The sequence below is a fragment of the Soonwooa purpurea genome (genome assembly GCF_053891095.1).
In genome coordinates this window covers 22996-37319 of the sequence record NZ_JBSSMA010000004.1, presented here as the reverse complement: position 1 = coordinate 37319, position 14324 = coordinate 22996, and the positions used below count along the sequence as shown (strand labels likewise).

General features: G+C 34.7%; 15 protein-coding genes. 5 read left to right on the top strand and 10 right to left on the bottom strand.

What is annotated here, in order from left to right:
• Positions 1-24: 24 nt before the first annotated feature.
• Together lat and amaB are read right to left on the bottom strand one after the other, a co-directional pair.
• Positions 25-1341 carry an L-lysine 6-transaminase gene (gene lat, locus ACVFVN_RS04795; protein ID WP_456234411.1) on the bottom strand — a complete coding sequence of 439 codons (1317 nt, stop codon included), beginning with the start codon at positions 1339-1341 and terminating at the stop codon, positions 25-27.
• 37 nt (positions 1342-1378) lie between these two features.
• Positions 1379-2926, bottom strand: coding sequence for an L-piperidine-6-carboxylate dehydrogenase (amaB, locus tag ACVFVN_RS04790; RefSeq protein WP_456234410.1), 1548 nt, complete (start codon positions 2924-2926; stop codon positions 1379-1381).
• Positions 2927-3142: 216 nt separating this feature from the next.
• Here amaB and ACVFVN_RS04785 point away from each other — a divergent pair, with 216 nt between their 5' ends.
• On the top strand, positions 3143-3298 hold the full coding sequence (locus ACVFVN_RS04785; RefSeq protein WP_165130753.1) for a hypothetical protein: 156 nt from the start codon (positions 3143-3145) through the stop codon (positions 3296-3298).
• Between the two features lie 17 nt (positions 3299-3315).
• Here the strand turns inward: ACVFVN_RS04785 and ACVFVN_RS04780 are convergent, their stop codons facing one another.
• Both ACVFVN_RS04780 and era read right to left on the bottom strand, forming a co-directional pair.
• Positions 3316-3738, bottom strand: coding sequence for a DoxX family protein (locus tag ACVFVN_RS04780; RefSeq protein ID WP_456234409.1), 423 nt, complete (start codon positions 3736-3738; stop codon positions 3316-3318).
• Positions 3739-3794: 56 nt separating this feature from the next.
• Complete coding sequence (gene era / locus ACVFVN_RS04775) at positions 3795-4670, bottom strand: GTPase Era (protein ID WP_165130749.1); 876 nt, start codon at positions 4668-4670, stop codon at positions 3795-3797.
• 213 nt (positions 4671-4883) lie between these two features.
• Here era and ACVFVN_RS04770 point away from each other — a divergent pair, with 213 nt between their 5' ends.
• Positions 4884-5888, top strand: coding sequence for a DHH family phosphoesterase (locus ACVFVN_RS04770; RefSeq protein ID WP_456234408.1), 1005 nt, complete (start codon positions 4884-4886; stop codon positions 5886-5888).
• Here ACVFVN_RS04770 and ACVFVN_RS04765 read toward each other — a convergent pair.
• From ACVFVN_RS04765 to tilS, 5 genes are all read right to left on the bottom strand, one after another.
• A complete protein-coding gene (locus ACVFVN_RS04765) occupies positions 5885-6952 on the bottom strand; it encodes an acyltransferase family protein (RefSeq protein ID WP_456234407.1) in 1068 nt (355 codons plus the stop codon). The genes ACVFVN_RS04770 and ACVFVN_RS04765 overlap by 4 nt on opposite strands.
• Entirely contained in the window at positions 6942-7706 is a 765-nt protein-coding gene (locus ACVFVN_RS04760; protein WP_456234406.1) for an alpha/beta fold hydrolase, read from the bottom strand. Before ACVFVN_RS04760 ends, ACVFVN_RS04765 begins: the two co-directional genes overlap by 11 nt.
• A gap of 3 nt (positions 7707-7709) precedes the next feature.
• A complete protein-coding gene (locus ACVFVN_RS04755) occupies positions 7710-8207 on the bottom strand; it encodes a hypothetical protein (RefSeq protein WP_456234405.1) in 498 nt (165 codons plus the stop codon).
• A gap of 112 nt (positions 8208-8319) precedes the next feature.
• Positions 8320-8838, bottom strand: coding sequence for an ExbD/TolR family protein (locus ACVFVN_RS04750; protein WP_456234404.1), 519 nt, complete (start codon positions 8836-8838; stop codon positions 8320-8322).
• A 171-nt stretch (positions 8839-9009) separates the two neighbouring features.
• Positions 9010-10293, bottom strand: a complete 1284-nt coding sequence (gene tilS / locus ACVFVN_RS04745) for a tRNA lysidine(34) synthetase TilS (protein ID WP_456234403.1) — start codon at positions 10291-10293, stop codon at positions 9010-9012.
• Between the two features lie 94 nt (positions 10294-10387).
• Between tilS and ACVFVN_RS04740 the strand changes: the two genes are divergently transcribed.
• The 3 genes from ACVFVN_RS04740 (at position 10388) to ACVFVN_RS04730 (ending at position 12701) form a co-directional block, all read left to right on the top strand.
• Complete coding sequence (locus tag ACVFVN_RS04740; protein WP_165130735.1) at positions 10388-11224, top strand: OmpA/MotB family protein; 837 nt, start codon at positions 10388-10390, stop codon at positions 11222-11224.
• A 113-nt stretch (positions 11225-11337) separates the two neighbouring features.
• Positions 11338-11985: an O-methyltransferase gene (locus ACVFVN_RS04735; RefSeq protein ID WP_456234402.1), complete on the top strand. Its 648-nt coding sequence runs from the start codon at positions 11338-11340 to the stop codon at positions 11983-11985.
• A complete protein-coding gene (locus tag ACVFVN_RS04730) occupies positions 11985-12701 on the top strand; it encodes a C40 family peptidase (RefSeq protein WP_456234401.1) in 717 nt (238 codons plus the stop codon). Before ACVFVN_RS04735 ends, ACVFVN_RS04730 begins: the two co-directional genes overlap by 1 nt.
• A gap of 244 nt (positions 12702-12945) precedes the next feature.
• Here the strand turns inward: ACVFVN_RS04730 and ACVFVN_RS04725 are convergent, their stop codons facing one another.
• On the bottom strand, positions 12946-14319 hold the full coding sequence (locus ACVFVN_RS04725) for a RagB/SusD family nutrient uptake outer membrane protein (protein WP_456234400.1): 1374 nt from the start codon (positions 14317-14319) through the stop codon (positions 12946-12948).
• Positions 14320-14324: the final 5 nt, after the last annotated feature.

The window sequence follows — 14324 nt, the reverse complement described above, 5'->3', positions numbered from 1 at the left end:
ACAAAACAACAAAAGTTTTTGGATTTATTTTTTTAATAAAATTTCTTCTATCTTATCTAAAACAATTTGTAATTCTTCTTCCTTTACGTTAAGGTGTGGTCTGAAACGTAAAGACTGATCGCCACAAGTTAAAATAATAACTCCTTCTTGGTACAATCTGCTTTGCAACCAATTTCTGGTTTCAGCATCTTTTAAATCAAATGCGCACATTAGGCCTTTTCCTCTGGAAGCAAATACTTCATCTGGGAATTTTTGTTCCAAAGCTTTCAATCCATTCAAAAGATAGTCTCCTGCTTTTTTTGATTTTTCGATTAAGCCTTCTTGTTCAATAACTTCCAATACCAATTGGAAACGCAACATATCAATAAAATTACCGCCAAAAGTCGAATTGATACGCGAACTTTCTGTGAAGACGTTATGCGCCACCATGTTCATTTTTTCCTTATTGGCAAGAATGCCACAAACTTGAGTTTTTTTCCCAAACGTGATGATATCTGGATTGATACTACTCTGCTGAAAAGCCCACATTGTGCCTGTCATCCCAATACCTGTCTGCACTTCATCAAAGATTAAAAGCACATCGTTCTCATCACAGATACGTCTTAACTCCACAAAAAACTCATCACGGAAATGATTATCACCACCTTCCGCCTGGATGGGCTCTATGATAATACATGCCACTTTATCAGGATTTGTTAAAATAGCTTCTTCAATATTTAGTAATGCTAAACTTTCGTTTCTCATCGTTTCCTCCATTCCGGCTTCCGTAATTGGGAAATGGATTTTCGGATTAAGAATTCTTGGCCATTCGAATTTTGGGAAATATTGGTATTTTCTAGGATCCGAAGTATTGGTTAAACATAATGTATAGCCACTTCTTCCGTGGAACGCTTGTTTAAAATGTATCGCAATGCTTCCTTCGGTTTTGATATCTTTTTGCCAGTTTTTTCTGGTTTTCCAGTCAAAAGCCGCTTTAAGAGCATTTTCTACAGCAAGAGCACCACCTTCGATAAAGAAGCAATATTCTAATTCTTTTGGAATGGCAACACGTTCAAAAACCTCCATAAAATCTGCATATTCTTTCAAATAAACATCACTAAGTGTGGGCTTGTAAACGGCCATTTTGCCCAACCATTCTGCTCTTTGCAAAACGTATGGGTGATTGTACCCGATAGATGCTGACGCAAACATCGAAAACATATCGAGATATTCTTTGCCTGTTAATCGGTCAACAATCCAAGATCCATGAGATTTTTCATAATCCATTACGAAGTCGAATCCATCTGCAAGAATATGTCTTCCTAAGACTTCTTTGACTTCATTGGTTGTAACTGTACTCATATTAATTTAAATTATTTTGGTTTGATTTGGTTAAATTTTAAATATCGAATTTAATTCCTTGTGCCAAAGGCAATCCTGTCGAATAATTGATCGTATTGGTCTGGCGTCTCATATAATATTTCCAAGCATCGGATCCACTTTCGCGGCCACCACCAGTTTCTTTCTCGCCTCCGAAAGCACCTCCAATCTCGGCACCAGACGTCCCAATATTAACATTGGCAATACCGCAGTCTGATCCTGCATTAGAAAGGAATAACTCCGATTCTCTAAGACTCTGAGTCATAATAGCAGAACTCAAACCTTGCGGCACATCATTTTGTAAAGCAATAGCTTCTTCTAAAGTTTTGTATTTAATTAAATATAAAATCGGTGCAAAAGTCTCGTGTTGAACAATTGCAAAATTATTCTCAACTTCTGCAATACAAGGTTTTACATAACAACCGCTTTCATAACCTACACCTTCTAATACACCACCTTCAACAACAAAGTTGCCGCCTTCCTGTTTGCATTTTTCAATGGAATTAAGATATTGATTTACGGCATCTTTATCGATAAGCGGTCCCACATGATTGTGCTGATCCAATGGGTTTCCGATTTTTAGTTGTCCATAAGCTTTAACCAATCTGTTTTTAACTTCATCATAAACATCTTCCTGAATGATTAATCGTCTTGTTGATGTACAACGTTGCCCTGCTGTACCAACAGCGCCAAAAACAGCACCAATAATACTCATATCCAAATCGGCTTGGTTAGAGATAATAATAGCATTGTTACCTCCCAATTCTAAAATACTTTTCCCGAAACGTGCTGCAACATTTTTGTTAACCTCGCGACCAACTCTTGTTGATCCCGTGAAAGAAATAAGTGCTACTTTTTTATCATTCACCATTTTGTCACCAATTACATGATCCGCAACGATAAGATTAGAAATCCCTTCTGGCAAATTGTTTTCTTTGATAACTTCTGCGATAATATTTTGACAAGCAATCGCACATAGAGGCGTTTTTTCTGAAGGTTTCCAGATACAAACATTTCCTGCAATCCACGCAAGCGTGGTATTCCAACTCCATACAGCTACTGGAAAATTGAATGCTGAGATAATCCCAACAATTCCTAGTGGATGATATTGCTCGTACATACGATGTCCAGGTCTTTCTGAATGCATAGTAAAGCCATGAAGTTGTCTGGATAATCCAACAGCAAAGTCACAGATATCAATCATTTCTTGCACTTCACCAAGTCCTTCTTGTAGAGATTTCCCCATTTCATAAGACACTAACTTTCCTAAGTCATCTTTATAATGTCTTAATTTTTCTCCAAATTGTCTTACAATTTCTCCTCTTTTAGGCGCTGGTATTTGTCTGAATTCTAAAAAAGCCTTCTCCGCTTTTGCAATAACCTTGTCATAATCCGCCTCCGAGCTTGTCGCAATAGATGCTATCTCTTGTCCATCTGTCGGCGTATAACTTTTGATAATTTCTCCTGATGCAAAAAAATCAACACCTGTAGAGCTTCCTAAGTTCTTGGCATTGATTCCTAAATTCTCCAATGATTTCTGAATTGAAAATTGGTCTTGTGTATTCATTATTATATTTGATTTGTCTTTGGCTAAAATAGACAATAATTTTCAAATCCTAACAAAAATCATGTTTCAAAAATAAAAATCATACAACAGAAATCCACAAAAAGTCAATAATAATGGGCACAGAAACAAACTAACCATTGTTTGTTAATTATTTACATTAAATCTAAATAACTTGTTTAAATGAATTCCAAGTTTTAAATTTGTTAAAAATTTTTAATGGAACAAAACGATAATAAAAACTCCAAATTGAAACTTTGGTTCAAAAGAGTTGGCATTGGCGGATTGATATTTTTCACCGCAAAAGGCTTAGTTTGGTTGGCTATATTTTATTTTGGTGCCGATGCAATTTTCGGAAGTTGCAGTCAGAAATAAAAAATTCGTTACCTTATCTAGTAACGAATTTTCTTTTTTGTAAATAATTGATCTATTGAGAATCGTCCTGGCCCAATAAGCATCAAAACGATATAATGGAAAAGGTATAAAACCGCCATCTCTTTACCTGAATATGGATCTGCGCCATGCGCCATAAATATAGCAATCAACATGGTCATGATGAGAACCGAACTTGCAAATCTCGTTAAAAAACCTAGTATTATAAATACGGAACATATAACTTCTGCAATGACTACTAAAACCAAAGTAATAATTGGTCCCAATCCTAAGAAATCCATAAACTGAATTTCGCCATTACCCATTAATTTCTCTAATTTCGGATAACCATGCGTCAACATTGAAAAACCTACAAAAAGGCGAAGGATAAGCGCTGCTACATTAACTAAGCTAGGATTAGTTTCGGATGAAATAAGTTTCATTAGTATGTTTTTTGGGATCGTTTTTAGCCAAAGCTACAAAATAAGTTCCAAAAGGCCTATCTGTAACCGAAATTTTTGAGATCACGTTCGTTTTTTCTCCAATCTTTTTTCACTTTTACAAAAAGATTAAGATGGATTTTTTTTCCAAAGAATTTTTCTAAATCTATTCTTGCCTCTGTACCTACTTTTTTTATCGCATCTCCTTTGTGACCTATGATAATTCCTTTTTGCGAATCGCGTTCTACATATATAATAGAATCGATTAAGATAACGCCTTCTTTTTCTTTGAAAATCTCCGTGACAACTTCTACAGAATAAGGAATTTCTTTATCATAATTCAAAAGGATTTTCTCACGAATACATTCGTTCACAAAAAAACGTTCTGACTTGTCTGTAAATTGATCTTTATCGTAATAAGGTGGATTTTCTGGTAAAAGCGATTTCAGTTTCGGAAGAATATATTCTGTATTATAAGCTTTAAGCGCAGAAACTGGTAAGATCTCCGCTTTCGGAATTTTGTTATGCCAATATTCTACTTTTGCTTCCAATTCAGCTTGGTTACTAAGGTCAACTTTGTTTAGTAACAATAAAACAGGAACTGGGATTTTATTTAGTTTATCTATTAAAAATTCGGACGGTTCCTCTTTATCCAAAGCATCTACAATAAACAAGAATACGTCAGCATCCTGAAGACTTTCTTTAACAAAATCCATCATTTTTTCTTGTAAACCATATTTGGGATCCAAAACGCCTGGCGTGTCAGAAAAAACAATTTGCAAATCTTCTTCATTATAAATTCCGAAAATTCTATGTCTTGTGGTTTGTGCCTTTTGGGTTACAATCGCCAACTTCTCGCCCATCAATTGATTGAGAAGTGTTGATTTTCCTGCATTTGGCTTACCAACTATGTTTACAAATCCTGCTTTGTGCATTTTTATTCTTTTAAGATTTGCAAAGTTAAGGATTTATAAATCGAGAATCACGAAATATGTTTAATAAAAGAATTTAAAATATTAAGGCACAAACAAAAAAAGTAACGACCAAATAGACTTCAAAATTTGAGACCTATTTTTTTACAAAAAATGCTTTGTTAAAATAAAACTATAGAATTTGATTACCTTTGCAATCTTATAAATTAAAAAATCATGTTCAGCGACTCCGAACTTTCATCTATAAAACAACTACTTTCTCCCGATAAAAATATTGTCATCACGACACATCATAATCCAGACGGCGATGCTATAGGTTCCAGTCTTGGACTCAAACATTTTCTTGCAGCAAAAGGTATTGATGCAACGGTTATTACGCCAAATGATTTCCCGAAATTTTTAAAATGGATGCCCGAAGCAAAAAAAACAATCATTGGAGAATACAAAAGAAAACAAGCTGGAGAAGCCATTTATAATGCAGATGTTATTTTTTGTTTGGATTACAATGCCACGGTTCGTGCAGGAATTATTGGAGATTGGATTTATAAATCAAGAGCAAAAAAAATATTGATTGACCATCACCAAATGCCAGAACAATTTGATTTTGTTTATTCCGACACCAATGTGCCAGCGACTTGTCAAATGGTTTATCATTTTATTCAGGCTTTAGAAGAAGAAGATTTGGTTAATCAAGATATCGCAGAATGTCTTTATACAGGTATTATGACGGATACTGGAGGTTTCAGATTTCGGTCAACAAGTGCTACAACACACAGAATTGTTGCTAATCTTATCGAAAAAGGTGCAGATCCCGCAAAAATTTCTAGTAACACTTGGGATAACAACACCATTTCTAGACTCAATTTGTTATCGCTCGTTCTTAGCCGTATTGAAGTTGTAAACGATGGAAAAGTTGCCATTATGTGGTTAAAACGTGAGGAGCTGAAAGCGTTAGGATTCGAAAAAGGTGACACCGAAGGATTTGTTAATTACGGATTAAGTATTTCTGGGACGAGAATGTCCGTGTTTTTCATGGAAGATCTTTATGAAGATTTCATCAAAATATCTTTCCGATCCAAAGATGATGTCGACACCAATCAGTTGGCAAGAAAACACTTCAACGGCGGTGGACACATCAACGCATCTGGCGGAAAATACTTTAAAAGTATAGAAGATACTATCGAAGATTTTAAAAACATTATAGAAAAAGAGGATTTTTAGTCCTCTTTTTTGTTTCCTAATTTCAGGAAAAATTTTTCAAAATATTGATAGGAAATATGAGCAAATATCAAAGTCAAAATTATATTTGCAAACGTAAAACTAATGATAAATAGATTTGGATTAATCGCCTCAAACGGAATAAATTTTAAAACCATAAATCCTACAATCTGCATAACGATGGCATGAAGCATGTAGATTCCGTAAGAGATTTTTCCGAAGTATTTTAGCGTTTTATTTTCTAAAAAAGAAATCGGTTGACTTATTAAACTAATAATCATCAAAGGAAACAAAAGTGTACTTATCAATTGATACATCCATTCTGCCGTGTTTTCTAAAATCCAATCCGAAAAAAAGTAAAATAATACAAAAGCGTAAATCGATATTTTAATCCAATTCGGGATTTTATAATTCGGATATTGAATGGTAAAAATCGCAAAAAGCCCACTCATTGAAAAGAAATAAAAATACATCACATACTTCTTCAGAAATTCAATAACGTCAAAGTTGTACAATATAAAATAGACGATACTAAAAACAGCGAGTAACCAAACAATATTCTTTTTAGAGAAAATTAAAAAACAAGGGGCAATCAGAATGTAAAATTGTTCTTCAATACCAATAGACCAAAGAACTTCTATAATGCCGCCTGGCTGATAGGTTTTAAGAATATTAGAGAAAAAAGTGCCGCCCAACAATATCGCTTCAGTATAAGAATAAAGTCTTTCTATCTCGAAGCCAAAATAGGGCAAAATGACATTGTAATACAACAATCCGAAAATAAGAACCGCATAATACAAAGGGAAAATCCTGAAAATTCTTCGTTTATAAAAATCTTTGATAGACACACTTCCCGTATTCAACTTTTCGAGATAAAGGTTTCTGATGATTAAAAAACCACTCAACGAAAAAAATGCAAAAACAGCTTCTGTACCTTTGTTGAGAATCGCCCAATCTGTATTGCTCGGAAAACCGCGTTTTTCAGCAAATTGCATGACATGAAACAAAACCACCAACAGGGCTAGAAAAAATCGAACCGAGGTGATATTCGGGAGATTATATTTCATTCAGCAATTCTGTATTAATAATCTCGGCACAAATGCTTGGTTTTTCCCAATGTCCGTTGTGTCCACAATCCAAAAGATAGGCTTTGATATTGTCACGTTCTGGAAGTTCTGCAATCGTCTTTGTAGCATTAACAGCGTTATCAAATCTTCCCGCCAACAATAGGATTTTGCCGTCAAAATTTTCTAAAACAGACTTGCGGTCAGGACGAAGGATCATTCCTTTCGTACAGCCCAAAACACCTTCTATATCTGCAGAATAAGCAATTTGCTTGGCAAGTTCTATTTTATCTTTTTTTAATTTTCTAGCTTCGGGACCAAAAAGATTTGGTATCCCAGCAGCCGCATAAGCTTGGTAATTCTCTTTAATCACTCGAAGACTTTTTTCACGAATTTTCTTTTTTTCTGCATCATCTTCAAAATAAGTTGAGAAAAACAAAGTAAAACTTTTCAAAAAATCGGGATATTTTTCAGCAAAAGCCAAACTGATATAACCGCCCATAGAATGTCCTAAAAGATGGAATTTTTCTAAATCCAAATGTTCAACCAATGTTTTAACATCTTCCGCCATGGATTCCATCGTTTGTATTTCTGCTGTAGGTTTTGACTTTCCAAATCCAGGAAGATCCACTTTTACCAACTGAAAGTCTTTGGACAAACTCGGCACCATATCATCCCAAATCGTCAAATTCTCCATAAAACCATGAAGTAAAATCAACGTTTCTTTGCCTTTTCCTGAAATTTCGTAATTGAGCATTTTTTAAAATTTTATATAGATTTGATCTGGAAAACCCGCTTGGTTAACAGCATCATGTAATTTAAAACTTTTGCCATCATCTTTTGTATAAAAGATTTTCTCGCCACTTCTGACATCGAGCATTCCGTTTTCGTAATCCTGGATTCTTTGTTCTATCCGTCCATGGAATCTCAGATTATTTTTAGAAATCATCTCTCCCGTTCCTTTTATTTTAATATAATTTTTGCCAGACTCTTGAAAACCATCCATTTCGTATTGGTCTTTACCTATTTTTTTGAAACTGATTTTCCCTTGACCTTTAATCATATTATGCGTTAAAACATGTTCGCCTTCCAGATCTTTGTATCGATTATGGCTCAGGATACTATCGTTAATCTTTTGTCTTACAGCGTTAATGGAATCTATTATTTCTAAAGAATCTGTCTTTTTATGTGTCGTTTCGTCTGTCTTCTTACAAGCGATTATCGCAACTAAAGCCAAAAAAGAAACCAGCTTTTTCATAAATTATATTTTTGCTCTAAAATATATAAAAAAGACGTTTTTATCAATAAATACAAGACGAATTATTTTATAAATCAATTTTAAAACAAAAACCTTGAGAAATGTCTCAAGGTTACTTTAGTTTGTCATCATAGATTTTGGTTTCCCACTCTCGCATATCTGCGATGCCATAATGTTGACTTTTGGTCAGTGCCATTTCGTCGAGTGCATCAACGAAGTTTTTGTAATTGGCATCATCTGTCGGTTTAATAATGATGGTAAAGATGCTTGGATTCTTAGCTGCTTTTTTGGCTTTTTCTATTAAGTTTGTTAAACCAAATTTATCATAAGACACTTCTTTCAGAAGATTGGGAGTCAAGGATTTTTGATCCAATTGATGATAAAAAACACGGTTGCCTTCACCTAAAATTAAGGTGATAGAATTGCTAAGATCAATCTCATTTCTTTCCGATTGGGTCGTAGCAGGAAGGCTAAGATCCACAACATTGGGTTTGGAAAAATTGGTCGTAAACATGAAAAAAGAAATCAATAGAAAGCCCAAATCAACCATGGGCGTCATATCCATTTTCACTAGATTTTTGCGGGTTCTCACTTTAGAATCACCTCTTGCATTGGGTTGAAAATCTGCCATAGCATTACATTTTTAAGATTAACAAATATTGAAATTCATAAGACTAGAAAATGTCTTAAAAACAGAACTACAATTTTCATACCTAGTATTAAAATATGTTAATCACAGCATAATTCTTTATTCAAAAGCAATAAAAATTAACACAAAACAAAAAAATACCAATATATGATATCAAATTAATTTTAAAGTTTGATTTGTTTTATCAGAAATAATAAAATGCTGAGATTGTCGCAATGGAAAAACACCGAGAATTTGATCTTCAGCATCCACCAAAACCCGAACAGCAGCAGCATCGCTAATACTTAATTTTTCGTCGCGCAAAAATTTTGAAACTTTCTTTTTCCCTTTCATTCCTTTTGGAGAAAAAATATCACCGATTTTTAGTGGTCTTAATTTTAAAGGCAGAACAATTTTTTCAGCATCAAATTCCCAAAACGGATTTTTAAAATTTTCAGGAACCGAAACCAAAATTTCCGCATCAGACACTATAGTTGTTTCTAAAATAAATTCTTCAACAACTTCGATTTCTTCTTTCAGTTCTTGCACTAAAATCTCTTGTCTTCCCACAGAAAACTGATGAGAATGTGTAAAGAAAATTTTCCCTTTCTCGGCTGTTATCAATTTTTTAATTTCTGTCGAACTTGTCATTCCGAAGCGATTCAGGATTTCATATTTTACAAAGTCGGTTTGTAAAGCCAGTTCGGTTTGATTAAGAATTAAAAGTTCATCATGCGGAATTTTAATCGTTTCAAAAACTAAATCAATTTGTTGGTCAATAAAGTTTTTAGAATCTTTTATAATCTCGAGTGAGGTTTTAAAATTTTCTAGAAAATCTTTGTTAAGTTCTTTCAACAAAGGCGCTATCTGATTTCTGATTTTGTTTCTTACATAAATATTTTCTGCATTGGTATAATCTTCGCGAAAAATTATTTGATGCTGTTTGGCATAATCTTCAATCTCTTGTCGTGAAAAATCCAATAAAGGACGCAGAATTTTTTCTGTTTTTTCTGGAATAGATTTTAAGCCTTTCAGGCCAGAAGCTTTGGATAGATTAATGATAAAAGTTTCCAATCTGTCATTAAGATGATGCGCCGTAATTACAAAATCGATATTATTTTTTATTAAAATTTTATTAAAAAATCTGTACCGAATGTCGCGCGCCCAATTCTCAATTGAATTTTTTGGTTGGTTATCTTTTTGTGAAACCTCGTAAAGATGAAATTTTATTTTTTTTTCGGAGCACCAATTTTCAACCAGTTGCATATCGAGCTTAGAATCCTCATTTCTAAGATGATAGTTAACATGCGCCACTTCAAAATTAAGTTGCAACTGATGGCACAAATCCAGCAAAACCATAGAGTCCACGCCACCACTCGCGGCTAAAAGGAATGTTTTTTGCTGCGCTTGTGGAAGAAGCTTTTTTAATGATTGGCTAAAATTAAAGGAACTAAGCAAAATGTATTACTAAGTTTTACGTTATAATCAAAGCAAAGATAAGCCTTTATTTAAAAGCATTTTGTAAATTTGACAAATTCTTAAAATCATAACTATGAGATTATTTAAAATTCTTGGTGTCACTGCAATGGCTATTACTGCAACATCGTGTGTGAGTAAAAAGCAATTCGACGCCCTTAACCTTAACTATCAACAATGTGTTAACGACGCCGCTGATAGACAAAGACAAATCCAAGATTTAACTTCCAAAAACTCTGGATTACAAAGCCAAAACGACTTGCTAATGGGACAAAATAATGCATTAAAATCTAGTCTTGATGCGTGCCTTAGCAATTCTGGAAAAAGCTCCACCAACATTGACAAGCTAGTTGGAGAAATTAATGCTTCTAACAAATACATCAAGCAATTGATCTCTACAAATTCTAAAAATGATAGTTTGAATATGGCATTGTCTAACAAACTAAAACGTTCTTTAGACAATATCGCAGATCAAGATGTTGACGTTAAAGTACTGAAAGGTGTTGTAATGATTTCCCTGTCGGATAAAATGCTATACCAAACTGGTAAATTCGATGTATTGCCAGCAGCGCAAGATGTTTTAGGAAAAGTTGCTAAAGTTATCAACGATTATGACACATATTCTGTATTAATCGAAGGCAACACAGATAACGCAACACTTAACAGCGCATCCGTACCGAGAGACAATTGGGATCTTTCCGCACTTAGAGCAACTGCTGTAGCGAAGATTCTGCAAACACAATTCGGTGTTAACCCGAACAGAATTACAGCTGGAGGTAGATCAGAATACAATCCTAAAACGACCAATGCTTCTGTATCTGGACGTGCAGAAAACCGTAGAACAGAAATCATCATCATGCCGAAGTTAGACGAGTTTATGAAGTTGATGGACATCGCACCAGTTAAGAAATAATGGGATTTTCATAATTTCTAAAATCTATAAAACCTTGTCGCTTTGACAAGGTTTTTTTGTTTAAATAATCTTAACTTTGATTTTTAATTTTTTTAAACTTTGAACCTTAAGCAATGAGCTATTTCGAAGAACTTGACCTACCTATGGATCGTTATCTCGAAGCGCACGCTTCCACCGAACCAGACATCCTGAAAAAACTGCGTAAAGAAACTTATCAAAAAACAACGCAGCCACACATGATTTCGGGCTATTTGCAAGGACGATTACTAAGTATCCTTTCCAAAATGATTACGCCAAAAAACATTTTGGAAATCGGCACTTTTACTGGTTACGCTACACTTTGTTTGGCAGAAGGGCTTTCCGAAGATGGAAAAATTTATACTTTGGACAAAAACGAAGACCTAGCTTATATTCCTCAAAAATATTTCCAACAAAGTGACTATGCATCCCAAATCGAATTTATATTAGGCGACGCAGCACATACAATTAAGAATTTAGATATTATCTGGGATTTGGTATTCATTGATGCGGACAAAGAAAATTACGAAAATTACCTTCAACTTATAAAACCAAAATTAAAATCTGGAAGCATTATCCTAATTGACAATGTACTTTGGTATGGCAAAGTTTTGGAAGAACATCCTAACAAAAAAGCTACACAACAGATAAAATTGGTTAATAAAATCGTGACCGAAGACCCCGATTTCGAAAATCTAATCTTACCTTTGCGAGACGGTATTCATTTAATCAGAAAAAAATAATGGAAAAAGGAATTTGTAATGTATCCATAGCACCAGTAAGGGCCGAAAATACTGACCGTAGCGAGATGGTCACACAAATGCTTTTTGGCGAATCTGCCGACATTTTGGAAGTGAAAAACAACTTTACCAAAATCAAAATGCATTACGATGGCTACGAAGGCTGGATGGACACCAAACAAATAACACCCGTTTCCGAGACATATCTCAACACCCGAAAAACCAATTATATCACAGAAACTTTCGACGCTGCAGCCACAGACAATGGCAATATTCTTTTGTCTTTAGGTTCGGAGGTTACTTACAAAACCCCCATCGTCACGCGCAGTGCTGACAAGCGCGAGAGCATTGTCATTTGCGCCAAAGAATTTCTTAATGTTCCTTATTTGTGGGGTGGCAAGAGCTTTTTCGGGTTGGATTGCAGCGGTTTTACGCAGATGATTTACAAAATCCACGACCTCAAAATTCTTCGTGACGCTTCACAACAAGCCGAAAGTGGCGAGCCATTGACTTTTCTAGAAGAGGCCCAACCTGGCGACCTCGCCTTTTTCGAAAACTCGGAGGGGAAAATCGTACATGTCGGCATCGTTTTAGAAAATCAAAAAATTATCCATGCACACGGCAAAGTTCGCATCGACCATTTGGACTCTTTGGGGATTTTCAACAAGGAGCAAAACAAACATACGCACAAATTACGCTTTATCAAATCTTATTTTTAGGGCGCGTCCCTCGCCAAAGCTTTTCCCACAACTTGGGTCAGGCTATCCGCTGCTATCTTTTTGTACCATACTTTCCCAAGCTTACAAAAAGGATATCCGCTACTATCCTTCGCGCGCGAATTAGTTCTTATTTTGTTAGATTTCACTTTTTGAATAAAAGTTCTGAATCAAATTATAAAAAAATCTCTCAAGATTATGAGAGATTTTACTTTTAATCATTTTTATACAGATTTGATATTAATAATTAATTATGATGTTTCATATTAAGCTTTATTTTTTTAAGATCTTCTAGCTCATGGATTGGTCGTTCTATATCATAAGGAATTGGCATTTTAGAAAAACCTTGAAAATACAACAAGCACGCATCTTTCCACCAAAAAGCATCTTTAGCTTGGATTTTTAGTTTAGACTGTACCGCAAAAAATCGCTCTTTATCAACATACGATTCTACTTGATCCCAAATTTTTTGATAAGTTATTACACCTTTTACACCTTTATCATATTTGTACGCCAGATTATCCCACATGGATTTGTTATTTTTCATTTGATAATCCCAAGGCACATGATGAAACCATAACAAGAGGTTTTCTGGCGTTGTGTTGATATTATTGTAGATTTCCTTAAGAGGAGAATTGTACTGTGACACGGCATTACTTCCCGACATTGTTCTATCAAAACCTAATCCGTTAGCATCTGCTTTGTGATAATATACAGGCGTCCAATCTGGTCTTGCTCCAGGATAATCTCCCCAAGGTTCTGGTCCATAATGATGTTCGTTTGCAAAAATATGGTGTAATCCTAATGGTCCTGGATTATTAATAGCTTCTAAAGCCACATCATAAGCCTGCTGAAAATACCATTGTGCTGATTGTCCGTTGGGATCTGTTCTTGAAGTTTCGGGATAAGTTGGAATGTTATTGGGATTTTGCAACCACCAAGCATAAGTTAAATAAGCTTTTGCTAAATATAATCTTGCAACATTTTTTGTAACACCTCCTGTCACACGCGGGCTAATAGGTAGATTATCAATAGCCGTTAATAAATCTGGAAAAATAGCTTTGGTATAAACTTCTGACACAGTATTACGTTTCGAAGATGTTGATGCGCTGATGTTAAATTTTAAATCTCCAGAGCCTAAATCTAATGGCACGCCACCATAAGTCTGTACTAATAAGAAATAATCAAAAGCTCTGAAAAATCTAGCTTCCGAAATTAGACTTTCTTTAATTCCGACTGTAGGACCATTTTGAATAATGCCATTAGCAGTATTAATGTATGGAAAAACAGCTGCCCAAACCATACTAGAAGGGAAAGAACTTGGTGTTAAATTGCCGACACCTGAGAAGTCTAAATCTTTAAAATTATTATCGGCACTCTGGGCATAGGTCAACTCATCTGTCCCGCCCATAGTTGTACTCATGTAATATCCATTACCATAAAGCAATCTCAAATGGCGGTACAATGCTGTAACACCTTGCTGAATTCCTCTTTCAGTATAAAAATCTTCGGGTGTATATATCCCTTTTGGCTCTTCATCTAGGATATCATTACACGCTGTGGTAAGGGTTAAGGAGGCTAAAAGCACACCTAGAACTAATTTTTTATTAATGTTAATCATGACTC

What these genes read in the sequence shown, in the direction of transcription:
- ACVFVN_RS04755 (WP_456234405.1), bottom strand. Translation starts at nt 8,207, where the DNA reads ATGAAAAAGCTGGTTTCTTTTTTGGCTTTAGTTGCGATAATCGCTTGT.
- ACVFVN_RS04770 (WP_456234408.1), top strand. Translation starts at nt 4,884, where the DNA reads ATGTTCAGCGACTCCGAACTTTCATCTATAAAACAACTACTTTCTCCC.
- amaB (WP_456234410.1), bottom strand. Translation starts at nt 2,926, where the DNA reads ATGAATACACAAGACCAATTTTCAATTCAGAAATCATTGGAGAATTTA.
- ACVFVN_RS04730 (WP_456234401.1), top strand. Translation starts at nt 11,985, where the DNA reads ATGGAAAAAGGAATTTGTAATGTATCCATAGCACCAGTAAGGGCCGAA.
- lat (WP_456234411.1), bottom strand. Translation starts at nt 1,341, where the DNA reads ATGAGTACAGTTACAACCAATGAAGTCAAAGAAGTCTTAGGAAGACAT.
- ACVFVN_RS04725 (WP_456234400.1), bottom strand. Translation starts at nt 14,319, where the DNA reads ATGATTAACATTAATAAAAAATTAGTTCTAGGTGTGCTTTTAGCCTCC.
- ACVFVN_RS04780 (WP_456234409.1), bottom strand. Translation starts at nt 3,738, where the DNA reads ATGAAACTTATTTCATCCGAAACTAATCCTAGCTTAGTTAATGTAGCA.
- ACVFVN_RS04740 (WP_165130735.1), top strand. Translation starts at nt 10,388, where the DNA reads ATGAGATTATTTAAAATTCTTGGTGTCACTGCAATGGCTATTACTGCA.
- ACVFVN_RS04785 (WP_165130753.1), top strand. Translation starts at nt 3,143, where the DNA reads ATGGAACAAAACGATAATAAAAACTCCAAATTGAAACTTTGGTTCAAA.
- era (WP_165130749.1), bottom strand. Translation starts at nt 4,670, where the DNA reads ATGCACAAAGCAGGATTTGTAAACATAGTTGGTAAGCCAAATGCAGGA.
- ACVFVN_RS04765 (WP_456234407.1), bottom strand. Translation starts at nt 6,952, where the DNA reads ATGAAATATAATCTCCCGAATATCACCTCGGTTCGATTTTTTCTAGCC.
- ACVFVN_RS04760 (WP_456234406.1), bottom strand. Translation starts at nt 7,706, where the DNA reads ATGCTCAATTACGAAATTTCAGGAAAAGGCAAAGAAACGTTGATTTTA.
- ACVFVN_RS04750 (WP_456234404.1), bottom strand. Translation starts at nt 8,838, where the DNA reads ATGGCAGATTTTCAACCCAATGCAAGAGGTGATTCTAAAGTGAGAACC.
- ACVFVN_RS04735 (WP_456234402.1), top strand. Translation starts at nt 11,338, where the DNA reads ATGAGCTATTTCGAAGAACTTGACCTACCTATGGATCGTTATCTCGAA.